Genomic DNA, 13,028 nt, shown 5'->3' on the forward strand with positions numbered 1-13,028 from the left:
GCTTTGGACGGGTGAGAGGGGTGTTCATGGAGCGAACGGTGGTGGACGGGCCGATGCCGCAGGCAGTCGTTGACGCCGATGGTGGCGACAGTTTCGACGCCTTCGTCAGCGCCCGAGGCAACGCGTTGTGGCGGTCGGCGTGGTTGCTGACCGGCGACCACCAGCTGGCCGAGGACCTCGTCCAGACCGCTCTGGCGAAGTCCTGGCGGGCGTTCGACCGGGTCGGCATCGACGGCTTCGAGGCGTACGTGCGACGGGTCATGTTCACGACGTACATCTCCTGGTGGCGACGCAAGTGGCGGGGCGAACGCCCCACCGCGGACCTGCCCGAGCGCGGTTCGAAGGAGCCGGACGCCGACGGGCGCAACGACCTGCTGGCGGCGCTCGACGGACTGCCCCGCGGACAGCGCGCCGTCGTGGTCCTGCGCTACTTCGAGGACCTGACCGAGGCCCAGGCCGCCGGCGTCCTCGGCATCGGCGTCGGCACCGTGAAGAGCCAGTGCTCCCGCGCACTGGCCGCCCTGCGCTCCTCTCCCCGCCTGCAACGAGAGGAGTCCTGATGAACGAGTACGACGACCAGTGGCTGCGCGACGGACTCGCGGCCGCCGTACCGACGCCGCCGGAGGCGGCCGACCGGGCGCAGCGAGCGACGGTGAAGGCGCGGCGGGCGCGGCAGGTGCGGGTGGCCGGGGTGCTCGGTGTGGCTGCCGTCGTGGTTGGTGCGGCGGTGGCCTGGACCGTCTCGTCCGGCGACGACTCCGATCGCGCGGCAGACGGCACCAAGGCTGTCTCCGTCACCTGCCCGGAGGTTCCGGCGGAGATGCCCTATCCCGAGAAGGCGACCGGCAAGGCCGGCGAAGGCGTACCCGACGGCGCCACGACGGCACGGCTGTGTCAGGGCCAGGGCACCAAGTTCGACGTACCGCTCGACGCCCTGGTCGTCGGCATCGAGGACCTCATCGCCACGGCCAACGGCCTCGATGCCTACCCTGAATGGGGACCGAACAGCGCCTGCAACCTCGACTTCGGCACCGGCTACCAGATCGTGTTCGGCTACCCGGACGGATCAACGACGGCCGTCACCGGAGAGCTCTACGGATGTCGCGCCGTCACCATCGGGGGCGACGACGTCCGCAGCGATCCCGAGACCCTCTGGGCCCGCTACTCCTCCCTGCTTCGCGAGCAACGCGACGCTCTGGATCCCCCGGCCAGCACGCCGGCCGCCGACCTCTCCTGCGGCGGCCCCCAGGTCTCGCCCGCGGGACGCGCAGCCGACATGACCGAGGCGGTCTACTGCTTCGAGGGAGAGGGGGTTGCCATTCCGATCCCAGCCAAGGACGTTGCGGTTCTGGTCGCAGACATGCAGACGTCGGGACCAATCGGCGTCACCCGCGCGTGCTTCACACCCGGCCGGATCGTTGGACAGACCGCCTGGGGCGACACAGTGCAGACATCGGCTCTGTGCGGGGGTGATCGCTGGGCCATGGAGGACGACCTTGCGTGGTCGGTCAGCCCGGCCAGCAAGGCGATCCTCGACCGGCTCGCTACCGAGGCCCGCTGACGTCGTCGTACCAACCGAATTTGTCGGGTTCCGGTCCGAAACCCGACAAATTCGGTTGGTACGACGGCCCGCCCAGGCTCAGTGCGCGTCGAGGCCCGACACCCGGATGCCCGCGTGCACCTTGTACTTGCGGTTGATCGAGATCAGCACGGCGGTGAAGGGCTCGAGCACGCGGGCAAGGCGGAGCTTGCCGCCGTCGATGCCCTCGCGGCCGGTCACGGCAGCGGCGAGATCGATGGCGACCTGCTTGCCCTCGACCGAGTCGCCGACCACGATGACGTCCTCGTCGAGGACCTCGTCCTCACTCCACAGGCCGACCGCGGAGACGTTGTGGAACGCACCGACCACGACGGCGTCAGGGGCCAGCTCAGCAGCCGATTCGGCAGCCGAGCCCTCGCCGCCGTTGACGACGCGACCGTGCGCGCCGCGCTTGTCGAAGGCGAGCGGGTTGACGCAGGAGATGACGGTCTTGCCCGCAAGGGCCCCGTCGGCTGCCAAGGAGGCGACGAGCTCGTCGTGGCCGTCGTACGGAACGGCCAGCAGGACGACGTCGGCCGCGGCGATCGCGTCGGCGTTGGTGGCGCCACGGGCGACACCTGCACCGGCGACCCCGGCCAGACGGGACGTCACCTCGGCGGCAACGACCTCGGCCTTCTCGGCAGCGCGCGAACCGAGCACGATGTCGTGGCCGTGGCGGGCGAAGCGGTAGCCCAGGCCCTTGCCCTGGGGACCGGTTCCACCGATGACGGCGACGGTGTAGCGGGGGATCTCGCGGGGCTCGTTCTCGGAAGTCACAGGTCCACCTAACACGGGAGGGAGTCGTACGTGTCGCAGGCATCTCGGTCAGGGAGATGCTTGCGACTGTGACAGTAATACTGTCACAGTGGCGCCATGAAGCTTTCGATGCCCCTCATCTATGCCGGCAATCCCCGCGAGTCCGCCGACCAGGTCGTCGCGCTCGAGAAGGCCGGCCTCGACATGATCTGGGTGGCGGAGCCATACGGCTTCGACGCACCCACCCTGCTGGGCTACCTCGCCGCCAAGACCGAGACCGTAGAGATCGCCGCCGGCATCCTCAACGTCTACTCCCGCACCCCCGGCGCACTGCTCCAGACCGCCGCCGGCCTGGACAACGTCTCCGGTGGCCGCGCGGTCCTCGGCCTCGGCGCCTCCGGCCCGCAGGTGATCGAGGGCTTCCACGGCATTCCGTACGACCGCCCGCTGACCCGCACCCGCGAGGTCATCGAGGTGCTCCGCATGGGCCTGCGCGGCGAGCGGCTCGACTACCAGGGCAAGACCCTGCAGGTCCCGCTCCCCGCCGGCGAGGGCCTCGGTCTCGGCAAGCCGCTCAAGCTCCTCAACAAGCCCGAGCGCGCCGACCTCCCGATCTGGGTGGCCGCGCTCGGCGACAAGAACGTCGCCATGACCGCCGAGGTCGCCGACGGCTGGCTGCCGTTCCTGTACATCCCCGAGAAGGCCAAGCAGGTCTGGGGCGACCCGCTGGCCCGTGGTGCGGCGAAGCGCTCGGCCGACCTCAAGCCGCTCGAGATCTGTGCCGGCGGCATGGTGGCGATCGGCGAGGGCCCCGAGACCAAGGCGTTCCTCGACTTCATGCGTCCGCTGTACGCCCTGTACGTCGGCGGCATGGGTGCGCGCGACAAGAACTTCTACAACCAGCTCGCCTGCGAGTACGGCTACGAGAAGGAAGCGGCCGAGATCCAGGACCTCTACCTCTCCGGCAAGAAGAAGGAGGCCGAGGCGGCCGTGCCGTTGGAGTGGCTCGAGGCCGGCAACCTGGTGGGCCCGGCGTCGTACGTCAAGGAGCGGATCGCCGCGTTCAAGGAGTCGGGTGTGACCAACCTGTCGGTCTCCCCCGCGTCCGACGACCCGGCCGCCACCATCGCCCAGATCAAGGAGTGGGTGGCCTGACCTGCCCCGACCACTCGTCGCGAAGGGCCCCGGAACGTGTCACGTTCCGGGGTCCTTCGGTGTCTGGTGGGTGGCGGGACGGCAAAGAGTTCCCGCCCGGCGATGATTCCGGGGTTCCCTCAGGGTCAGATAGGGAGAAATCCCGATGCCGATGTCGGTCCTCACTGGAAGAGTTCCCCCCATGCACCGTCAGATCGCCGGAAAGCTCACCGGCCCCATCACCAAATGGATCGTTGCGGTCGTCGTCATCTTCGCGGCCCTCGCCCTCAGCCCCCTGCAGGCCAAGCTCGTGGACGTCCAGAACAACGAGGCGTCGTCGTGGCTGCCCGCCTCGGCCGAGTCGACCAAGGTCCTCGAGGAGCTGTCCGACTCCGTCGACCCCAACGACATCCCGACCCTGGTCGTCTACAACCGCAAGGGCGGGCTCACCGACGCCGACCTCGCGGCGATGGACACCCAGGCCGCGAAGATCGCGGCCGACGTCAAGGGCGTCACCGACGACAACGACGACGGAAAGGCCGACGTCCTCTCACCGAACGTCGCCCAGCAGCTGAACCTGCCCCAGAAGCTCATGTCCGATGACGGTGAGGTCGCCTACCTCTACCTCGTGCTCAACTTCGGCGACGAGGGCTGGAACGCCATCCCCGACGCCGCCGACGAGATCCGCGACATCACCAAGACCGACGGTGTCACCGTGCACCTCGCCGGCTTCGGCGGCCAGGCCGCTGACTCCGCCGAGTCGTTCGAAGGCATCGACACCAACCTGATCTTCCTGACCCTGATCGCCGTCATCATCATCCTGCTGCTCACGTATCGCAGCGCGGTCCTGTGGATCCTGCCCGTGCTGTGTGCGGTCATGGCCAACTCCATCGCGACCGGCGTCGTCTACCTCCTCGCGAAGTACGCCGACCTGACCGTCAACGGACAGAGCCAGGCGATCCTGAGCATCCTGGTGATCGGCGCGGGGACCGACTACGCCCTCCTGCTGGTCGCTCGCTACCGCGAGGAGCTGCGGCGACACGACAACCGCCACGAAGCCATGTCCTTCGCCCTGCACCGCGCGGCGCCGGCCATCCTGGCGAGCGCGGCCACGGTCTGCATCGGCATGCTCTGCCTGGTCTTCGCGGACCTGAACTCCACCGCTGGCCTCGGCCCAGTCGTCGCTGTCGGCATCGCTGCCACCTTCCTGGTGATGGTCACGTTGCTCCCCGCCCTGCTGGTGATCTGCGGCCGCTGGGTCTTCGGCCCGACGAAGGAGAACCACCGCGGTTGGGTCAAGACGGGCGCCTCGATGCTCGTGGGCGGCATCGCCGCCATCGCGCTCGGCACCCTGCTGGCCAAGCAGGACGGCGCACTCGAGGTCATCGGCGCCATCCTCACCGGCGTCGGTGGGTTTGCCGCCTTCATCGGCCTGCTCGTCCTCATCCAGGTCGCGATCGAGCACTGGACCGGCGTGCACAGCCGGCCCGACTTCGGGTCCACCGAGCCGACGAGCTCGGGCCTGTGGGCGCGCGTCGGCAATGCCATCAAGCCGCGCCCGCGCTCGGTCTGGGTGGTCACCACCGGCCTGCTGCTGATCGCGTGCCTCGGCCTGTTCCGCCTGGACACCGGCGGCCTGTCGACCGAGGACACCTACACGAAGGAGTTCGACTCCATCAAGGGCCAGAAGCTGCTCGTGGAGCACGGCCTGCAGGACGCCTCCAACACGATCCAGGTGGTCGCCAACACCGACCAGATCGACGCGGTCGAGCAGTCGCTGAGCGGCATCGACGGACTCGGCGCACCCCAGACGGCGGTCCCGATCGCCGACGGCCGGTCGTACTTCGAGGCGACCATCTCTGCGGACATCTCCTCACAGAAGGCGTTCGACATCGTCGAAGCCAGCCGTGACGCGGTCCATGGCATCAAGGATGCCGATGCGATCGTCGGCGGAGGCTCCGGTTTCTACCTCGACACCAAGGTGGCCGCGAACCGCGACAACCTGGTGATCATCCCGCTGGTGCTGCTGGTGGTCTTCCTGATCCTGTTGGCACTGCTGCGGGCAGTGGTCGCTCCGATCATCCTGATCGCCACCGTGGTGCTGTCGTTCGGCGCCGCGGTGGGCATCTCGGCCCTGCTGTTCGAGTACGTCTTCGGCTTTGCCGGGTCCGATCCGGGATTCCCGTTGTTCGCCTTCGTGTTCCTGGTGGCGCTGGGCATCGACTACAACATCTTCCTGATGACCCGGGTCCGCGAGGAGACGGCGATCCACGGGACGCGGGCCGGCTCGCTCATCGCGTTGTCGTCCACCGGCGGCGTGATCACCTCAGCCGGACTGGTCCTCGCGGCCACGTTCCTGATCCTGGGTTCACTGCCCCTGGTGTTCCTTGCCGAGCTCGGCGTGGCCGTGGCACTGGGCGTCCTGCTCGACACGATGATCGTGCGATCCGTCCTGGTCACCGCCATCAACCTCGACCTGGGCGGCAAGATCTGGTGGCCGAGCAAGCTGGACCGGGGCGATGCACCGGTCCAGCCCCCGGCCGCGGAGCCCGAAATGGTGACGGCAGGTCGCTGACCGTCGCTCCGACGGATCGAACATCTCCTACGATGCTTCCGCGGGCCGAACGGGCGGCCCGCGGAAGCACAGGGAGCACGACGTGAGCGGCAACGGAACACCGGGCTGGCCCGGACCTCAGGGTCCACCCCCGTCGGGCCCACCCCCGTCAGGTCCCCCTCCCGCGGGACCGCCGCCGCACGGACAGCCCCCGTTCGCCCAGCCCCCGTTCGGACAATCCCAGTTCGGGCAGCCGCCGTACGGCCCACCGCCAGGTGGCTTCGGCGGCCCACCTCCGTACGGCGGCCCGCCCCGCAAGCGCCGCTGGCCACTCTTCGTCGGCCTCGGTCTCGCCCTGGTCCTGGTGATCGGTGTCGCCATCACCGGGTGGCTCTACTTCTCCGGCCGCTTCGGCATCGGACCGCTCAGCACTGCAGACAAGGACGCCGTCGCTGCCATCACCGACGGTCTCGATGCGCCGGACTGGGCCGACGAGGACCAGGTCGAGTGCGCCGTCGATGACCTGATCCACGATTCGCGCTCGGGTGACCTCGAGGAGCGTGGCCTGATCGAGCGGGACACCGGCGGCTGGATCTACACCGGCGAGTGGAAGGTCGCGGACGCCACGACGTACTTCGAGAACCTCCTGGAGTGCTCCGACGACTGGGCCGACGAGGTCGGGGAGGCCTGGCAGCTCGAGGACACCGACTGCCTCGAGGACATCGGCACGAGCACCGTCGGCGCGTTCTTCGCGCGCGACCTGCTCACGCTGTCGGACAAGGACAGCGACGACAGTGCGGAGAAGGGGCACGCGAAGGCGGTCGAGGAGCTCGACTCCTGCTACGCCGAGGCGCCCGCCGCCCCGACGGCCACCGCGAAGCCGGCGTACCGCGCGGTCTCCTTCACCTTCGAGGAGCCGGCGGCGGCCAACGGCGAGGTCGTCATCAACACCGGGGGGCCCGGGAGCTGGACGCCACTGAGAGGCCGGTCGGTCTCCGTCGACACCGAGGAGGGCGGCAAGCGCGGCTGCGTCGAGGCCCAGGCCGTGGTGACCTACCCCTGGGGCACGACGTCGGAGTCGGAGCAGACGTCGTGCGGCACGTCCAAGCCGAAGCGGATCTGGTGGAAGCGGGCGAAGTGCACCAGTTCTCCCGGGTGCTATGCATGGCAGCTGCGCTACGAGGGTTTCAAGGACTTCACCTCCATCACCGCGCGCTACACGAGTAACGGTGGCAACTGCATGGCGGTGAGTGGCGCGTGTTCCGACACGATCATCACGCAGGCCGGCGGTCGCGGCCGGCTGGTGACCTGGAGCTTCCCTGCTTCCTACGACGGCGCCTTCGTTGCGCGGATCGGGAAGCTGAAGGCCCGGATCAGAAACTGACACCACGACCACGTGTCGGTAGAACCTGTTCTAGTTCTGGTCGCCACCCGGTAGCCTTGGCTCGTCATGACTGATCGGCCCACCCCCCAGCAGATCCGCCGCGCGCTTGCCCGCGCCGAACGCGGAGCAGCACTCGACCTCGACGAGGCGACCGTGCTCCTTGCGGCGACCGGGGACGACCTCGACCGACTCGCTGGCGCGGCCGCCAAGGTGCGCGACGCGGGACTGGTCGCAGCGGGCCGTGCAGGCGTGGTGACCTACTCGCCCAAGGTGTTCATCCCGATCACCAAGCTGTGTCGCGACCGGTGCCACTACTGCACCTTCGTCGAGACCCCGGCCCAGGCCGCGCGCGAGGGCCGGGCGCCGTACCTGTCTCCTGACGAGATCCTCGACATCGCCCGCCAGGGCGCCGAGCTCGGCTGCCTCGAGGCACTGTTCACCCTGGGCGACCGGCCCGAGGAGCGCTGGCCCGAGGCCCAGGCCTGGCTCGACGAGCAGGGCTACGACTCGACCCTGGCCTACATCCGGGCGATGGCGATCCGGGTGCTCGAGGAGACCGGGCTGCTGCCCCACCTCAACCCCGGCGTGATGTCGTGGGAGGACCTCAACCGCCTCAAGCCGGTCTCCCCCTCGATGGGGATGATGCTCGAGACCACCTCGCGCCGCCTGTTCGAGACCAGGGGCGAGGCCCACTACGGGTCCCCCGACAAGGACCCCGAGGTCCGGCTGCGCGTCCTGGAGGACGCCGGTCGCCACGGCATCCCGTTCACCACCGGCCTGCTGGTGGGCATCGGGGAGACCCTGACCGAGCGGGCCGAGACGATCTTCGCGCTGCGCGCCACGATGCGCGCGTACGGCGCCGTACAGGAAGTGATCGTCCAGAACTTCCGCGCCAAGCCCGACACCGCGATGCGGCACGTCGACGACCTCGACCTGGTGGAGTACCGCGCTGCGATCGCTGTCACCCGCCTCGTTCTCGGACCGAAGGCGCGCATCCAGGCGCCGCCGAACCTGGTGGACCTCACCGAGTGCCGGGCTCTCCTCGATGCCGGTGTCGACGACTGGGGCGGCGTCTCGCCGCTGACCCCGGACCACGTGAACCCCGAACGCCCGTGGCCCTCGCTGGAGCGGCTGCGTTCGATCACCGCGACCTGCGGTTTCGAGCTCAAGGCCCGCCTCACCATCCACCCCGAGTACGTCGTCGGTGCGCTCCAGGACGGCCAGGCCTGGCTCGACCCCCGCGTCGCCGGCCACGTCGCCGCACTGGCCGGACCCGACGGCCTCGCCATCCCCGGCATCAAGCCGACCGGCCTGCCCTGGCAGGAGCCCGACGGAGGCTTCGAGTCCGCGGGTCGTACGGATCTGCACTCGGCGGTCGACACCGAGGGCCGTACCGATGACCGGCGCAGCGACTTCGGCTCGGTCTACGGCGACTGGGAGTCCGTCGGCGCGGCAGCAGCCACCACCGGACTCATCGACGGCGCGCCCGCGGTCCTGCACTCCGAGGGTCGCGAGGCAATGACCGCCGCGGAGGCTGACCCGGGCAACCTCTCCGACGAGCACGCCCTGACCCTGATGACCGCCGAGGGCGACCTGCTCCGTCAGGTCATCGCACTGGCCGATCACCTGCGCAGGGAGACCGTCGGCGACGAGGTCACCTACGTCGTCAACCGGAACATCAACTTCACCAACATCTGTTACGTCGGCTGCCGCTTCTGCGCGTTCGCCCAGCGCAAGACCGACGCCGACGCCTACTCCCTGTCCTACGACGAGGTCGCCGACCGCGCCCAGGAAGCGTGGGAGCTCGGCGCGACCGAGGTCTGCATGCAGGGCGGGATCGACCCCGAACTGCCCGCCACCGCCTACTTCGACATCGCCGCAGCCGTGAAGAAGCGGGTGCCCGAGATGCACGTGCACGCCTTCAGCCCGATGGAGGTCGTCAACGGCACCGCCCGCACCGGCCTGTCGATCGAGGACTTCCTGATCAAGGCCCGCGAGTCCGGCCTCGGCTCCCTGCCCGGCACCGCCGCCGAGATCCTCGACGACGAGGTCCGTTGGGTGCTCACCAAGGGCAAGCTCCCCACCCGCACCTGGGTCGAGATCGTCTCCACCGCGCACCGTCTCGGCATCCCCACGACCTCGACGATGATGTACGGCCACGTCGACAACCCGCGGCACTGGGTCGGCCACCTCAATGTCCTCAAGTCCATCCAGGACAAGGCCTTCGAGGCCGGCGGCACCGGGTTCACCGAGTTCGTGCCGCTGCCCTTCGTGCACACCTCCGCACCGATCTACCTCGCCGGCGTCGCCCGCCCCGGCCCGACCCTGCGCGACAACCTTGCCGTCCACGCGATGGCCCGGATCCTGCTCCACGGCCGGATCCGCAACATCCAGACGTCCTGGGTCAAGCTCGGCGTCGACGGCACCCGCGCCATGCTCAACGCCGGCGCCAACGACCTCGGCGGCACCCTCATGGAGGAGACCATCTCCCGGATGGCCGGCTCCGAACACGGTTCGGCCAAGACCGTCGCTGAGCTCATCGAGATCGGCGCCGGCATCGACCGCCCGGTCCGCGAGCGCACCACGCTGTACGGCACACCGAACCGCTGAGCGAGCACACCCTCGGTCGGAGATCGACAGGCCGTGCTGCGTTCGGAGATCAGTTCAGGGTGAGCAGTTTGGGGCGCACGACCACGCGGTAGAGGGTTCCCACCGTTCTCAGGAGGGAAGTCCCATGGTCCATCGCATCACCCGAGTGCTGGCACTCGCGGTCATCACAGCAGGGGTGCTGGTCAGCGCCCCGTTCACCAGCCCACCAGCCCACGCCGACGGCTGGGGCGACGCCTGCAACCCGAACACCTACGGCGGCGCGAGGTACCGCATCGTCACGGCCACCAAGGCACCGGCGATCACGCACCTGTCCACCTACGCCATCGGGCCCGGCGTCAGCCGGACGATCACGAAGGCAGTGTCGAAGCAGCTCGTCATCTCGGCGGCCGTCACCTACGACAGCAAGGTGAACGTGGAAGCCAGCCTGCCCGCGAAGATCCTGGTCAAGGCAGGAGCCGAGGTGCACCTCACCCTCCAGGCCAGCGGCAACCACACCTCGACGTCGAACTCGTCGGTGACGGAGACGGTGTCGAACAGCACCACCCGCAACGTGCAGTACGTCTTCTACAAGGGAGTGACCAAGGCCAGCGGCAGCTTCCAGAAGCGGACCTGCTCCTACTACTACTTCCCCGGCAAGAACTACGGGTACTACCGGATCCGCGTCAAGGACGGCAAGTGGCGCTCCTACGCCATCCCCGGTTCGGGGGCCGTGCGCTGTGGGGCCGGCACCACCGGGCTGGGCACCCTGGCAAGGTCGGCCCTCCGCCTCGGGTGCCCTGCCTGAGGATTCCGCACGCCGCGAAGCCGCCCGCCCGACGCACCGTCGGGCGGGCGTCGTCGTCCTGCGGCAACCCCGGGCCGTCGTACCGAAAGGAAAATCCGGCCGCACCACTAGACGTGACCTCCGTCACTGCATATGTTGTTCCGAACAACATATGTACCTGGCAGCAGGGCGCCGACCGACGACGCCACCGCTGCCGGAATCGCTAGGAGGCGGTTGATGTGAAGCGCACGCACTTCGCGGTGGTGGCTGCGGGCCTTGGGCTCGCCCTCTCGCTCTCAGCCTGTGGTTCGGACGACGGGGACAAGACGTCCGACGACAAGGACGGCGCCGTCCAGGGCAAGATCGGCGTCATCCTTCCCGACACCGAGTCCTCGGTCCGTTGGGAGAGCGCTGACCGACCCGCCCTCGAGGCGGCGTTCAAGAAGGCTGGCATCGACTACGCCATCCAGAACACCGAGGGCAGCGCGGAGAAGATGACGCAGCTCGCCGAGAGCATGATCGGCGACGGCGTGACCGTGCTCGCGATCGTGAACCTCGACTCGGCCTCGGGTGCCGCGATCGAGGAGAAGGCCAAGGCCTCGGGCGTCCTCACCCTCGACTACGACCGGCTCACCCTCGGCGGCTCGGCGGAGGCCTACATCTCCTACGACAACAACAAGGTGGGCGAGCTGCAGGCCCAGGGCCTGGCCGACTGCCTGGGCGACAAGGACGCCAACATCGTCTACCTCAACGGTTCCCCGACGGACAACAACGCGACCCTGTTCGCCGCGGGTGCCCACAAGGTCCTCGACACCATGACCAACTACAAGGTCGTCGGCGAGCAGGCTGTCCCCGACTGGGACAACGAAGAGGCCGCCCGCATCTTCCAGCAGCTGTACACCGCGGCCGACGGCAAGGTGGACGGCGTCCTCGCCGCCAACGACGGCCTCGGTGGCGCGGCGATCGGCGTCCTCGAAGGTGCCGGACAGGCCGGCAAGGTCCCGGTCACGGGCCAGGACGCGACGGCCGAGGGCCTGCAGAACATCCTCGCCGGCACCCAGTGCATGACGGTCTTCAAGTCCTCGGTCGGTGAGGCCAACGCACTGGCCGACGCGGCGATCGCGCTGGCGAAGGGCGACAAGCCCGCCACCACCGACACGGTGAAGGACGACGAGGGTGGCCGCGACGTTCCTTCGGTCATCCTGGACCCGGTCGCGATCACCAAGGACAACATCGCCGTGGAGATCAAGAACGTCTTCGCCGACGGCAGCATGACGTACGACGACGTGTGCACGGGCAAGTTCGAGAAGCTCTGCACCGACGCCGGCATCACGAAGTGAGCCGTACGGCGGCGTGACACCGCGCTCCGGCCGGTCCCGAACCGGCCGGAGCGTGGGACGCCGCTCGTGTCACGATCGTTGTTCCATCCAACAAATTCCCCTTCACCCGGAGGCGTCCGATGACATCCGAGGCTGCCGCTTCACCGCTCCTCGAGCTGCGCAAGGTCAACAAGAGCTTCGGCGTGGTGCACGTGCTCCACGACGTGGACTTCGCCATCTACCCCGGTCAGGTCACCGCACTGGTCGGTGACAACGGAGCCGGCAAGTCCACGCTGGTCAAGACCATCGCCGGCATCTACGGCCGCGACAACGGCGAGTACCTCGTCGACGGCGCGCCCGTGACGGTGCACGGACCCCGCGACGTGTCCGCCCTCGGCGTCGAGGTCGTCTACCAGGACCTCGCCCTGTGCGACAACCTCGACATCGTCGAGAACATGTTCCTCGGTCGCGAGCTCAGCACGTTCGGCCTGCTGGACGACGCCGCGATGGAGGCGAAGGCCCGCGAGACGCTCGCCTCCCTCTCCGTGCGCACGGTCAAGTCGGTCCGTCAGAGCGTCGCCAGCCTGTCCGGTGGCCAGCGCCAGACGGTGGCGATCGCCAAGGCGGTCCTGTGGAACTCGCGGATCGTGCTGCTCGACGAGCCGACCGCCGCCCTCGGCGTGGCCCAGACCCGCCAGGTCCTGGACCTCGTCCGCCGCCTCGCTGACCGCGGGCTCGGCGTCGTCCTGATCTCGCACAACATGAACGACGTCTTCGAGGTCGCCGACCGGATCACCGCCCTCTACCTGGGCCGCGTCGCCGCCGACGTGCCCACGACCGAGGTGACGCACAACCAGGTCGTCGAGCTGATCACGGCCGGCCGGTCCGGGGACCTCGGCATCCGCGACGTCGCCTCCGCGACCATCTGA

The 13,028-nt window shown here is 68.9% G+C and carries 10 protein-coding genes; 9 read left to right on the forward strand and 1 reads right to left on the reverse strand.

Annotated features, from left to right (window positions below; all coding sequences use genetic code 11):
• Positions 1–26 precede the first annotated feature (26 nt).
• On the forward strand, positions 27–560 hold the full coding sequence (locus tag ASD84_RS06965) for a SigE family RNA polymerase sigma factor (RefSeq protein ID WP_082573375.1): 534 nt from the start codon (positions 27–29) through the stop codon (positions 558–560).
• Complete coding sequence (locus tag ASD84_RS06970) at positions 560–1,561, forward strand: hypothetical protein (RefSeq protein ID WP_056708252.1); 1,002 nt, start codon at positions 560–562, stop codon at positions 1,559–1,561. The genes ASD84_RS06965 and ASD84_RS06970 overlap by 1 nt, the downstream gene beginning before the upstream one ends.
• A 78-nt stretch (positions 1,562–1,639) precedes the next feature.
• Here ASD84_RS06970 and npdG read toward each other — a convergent pair whose 3' ends face one another.
• Positions 1,640–2,356, reverse strand: coding sequence for an NADPH-dependent F420 reductase (gene npdG, locus ASD84_RS06975; protein WP_235531008.1), 717 nt, complete (start codon positions 2,354–2,356; stop codon positions 1,640–1,642).
• Between the two features lie 96 nt (positions 2,357–2,452).
• Here npdG and ASD84_RS06980 point away from each other — a divergent pair, with 96 nt between their 5' ends.
• The 7 genes from ASD84_RS06980 to ASD84_RS07010 all read left to right on the forward strand — a co-directional run bounded on the left by ASD84_RS06980 (position 2,453) and on the right by ASD84_RS07010 (position 13,028).
• The gene (locus ASD84_RS06980; protein ID WP_056708255.1) at positions 2,453–3,490 is read left to right on the forward strand and encodes an LLM class F420-dependent oxidoreductase; all 1,038 of its coding nucleotides are present in this window, start codon (positions 2,453–2,455) and stop codon (positions 3,488–3,490) included.
• Between the two features lie 181 nt (positions 3,491–3,671).
• Positions 3,672–6,044, forward strand: coding sequence for an MMPL family transporter (locus tag ASD84_RS25725; RefSeq protein WP_056708258.1), 2,373 nt, complete (start codon positions 3,672–3,674; stop codon positions 6,042–6,044).
• An 82-nt stretch (positions 6,045–6,126) separates the two neighbouring features.
• Positions 6,127–7,407 carry a hypothetical protein gene (locus ASD84_RS06990; protein ID WP_156391639.1) on the forward strand — a complete coding sequence of 427 codons (1,281 nt, stop codon included), beginning with the start codon at positions 6,127–6,129 and terminating at the stop codon, positions 7,405–7,407.
• Positions 7,408–7,473: 66 nt separating this feature from the next.
• Positions 7,474–10,017, forward strand: coding sequence for a bifunctional FO biosynthesis protein CofGH (locus tag ASD84_RS06995; RefSeq protein ID WP_056708266.1), 2,544 nt, complete (start codon positions 7,474–7,476; stop codon positions 10,015–10,017).
• Positions 10,018–10,141: 124 nt separating this feature from the next.
• Complete coding sequence (locus tag ASD84_RS07000) at positions 10,142–10,801, forward strand: hypothetical protein (RefSeq protein ID WP_056708268.1); 660 nt, start codon at positions 10,142–10,144, stop codon at positions 10,799–10,801.
• A gap of 218 nt (positions 10,802–11,019) precedes the next feature.
• Positions 11,020–12,120, forward strand: a complete 1,101-nt coding sequence (locus ASD84_RS07005; RefSeq protein ID WP_056708271.1) for a sugar ABC transporter substrate-binding protein — start codon at positions 11,020–11,022, stop codon at positions 12,118–12,120.
• Between the two features lie 119 nt (positions 12,121–12,239).
• On the forward strand, positions 12,240–13,028 hold the full coding sequence (locus ASD84_RS07010; protein ID WP_056708273.1) for an ATP-binding cassette domain-containing protein: 789 nt from the start codon (positions 12,240–12,242) through the stop codon (positions 13,026–13,028).

The organism is Nocardioides sp. Root682 (genome assembly GCF_001427795.1).
GTDB lineage: Bacteria > Actinomycetota > Actinomycetes > Propionibacteriales > Nocardioidaceae > Nocardioides.

Coding starts and splice junctions, on each gene's coding strand:
- ASD84_RS06965 (WP_082573375.1), top strand. CDS start 27: ATGGAGCGAACGGTGGTGGACGGGCCGATGCCGCAGGCAGTCGTTGAC.
- ASD84_RS06970 (WP_056708252.1), top strand. CDS start 560: ATGAACGAGTACGACGACCAGTGGCTGCGCGACGGACTCGCGGCCGCC.
- ASD84_RS06980 (WP_056708255.1), top strand. CDS start 2,453: ATGAAGCTTTCGATGCCCCTCATCTATGCCGGCAATCCCCGCGAGTCC.
- ASD84_RS25725 (WP_056708258.1), top strand. CDS start 3,672: ATGCACCGTCAGATCGCCGGAAAGCTCACCGGCCCCATCACCAAATGG.
- ASD84_RS06995 (WP_056708266.1), top strand. CDS start 7,474: ATGACTGATCGGCCCACCCCCCAGCAGATCCGCCGCGCGCTTGCCCGC.
- ASD84_RS07000 (WP_056708268.1), top strand. CDS start 10,142: ATGGTCCATCGCATCACCCGAGTGCTGGCACTCGCGGTCATCACAGCA.
- ASD84_RS07010 (WP_056708273.1), top strand. CDS start 12,240: ATGACATCCGAGGCTGCCGCTTCACCGCTCCTCGAGCTGCGCAAGGTC.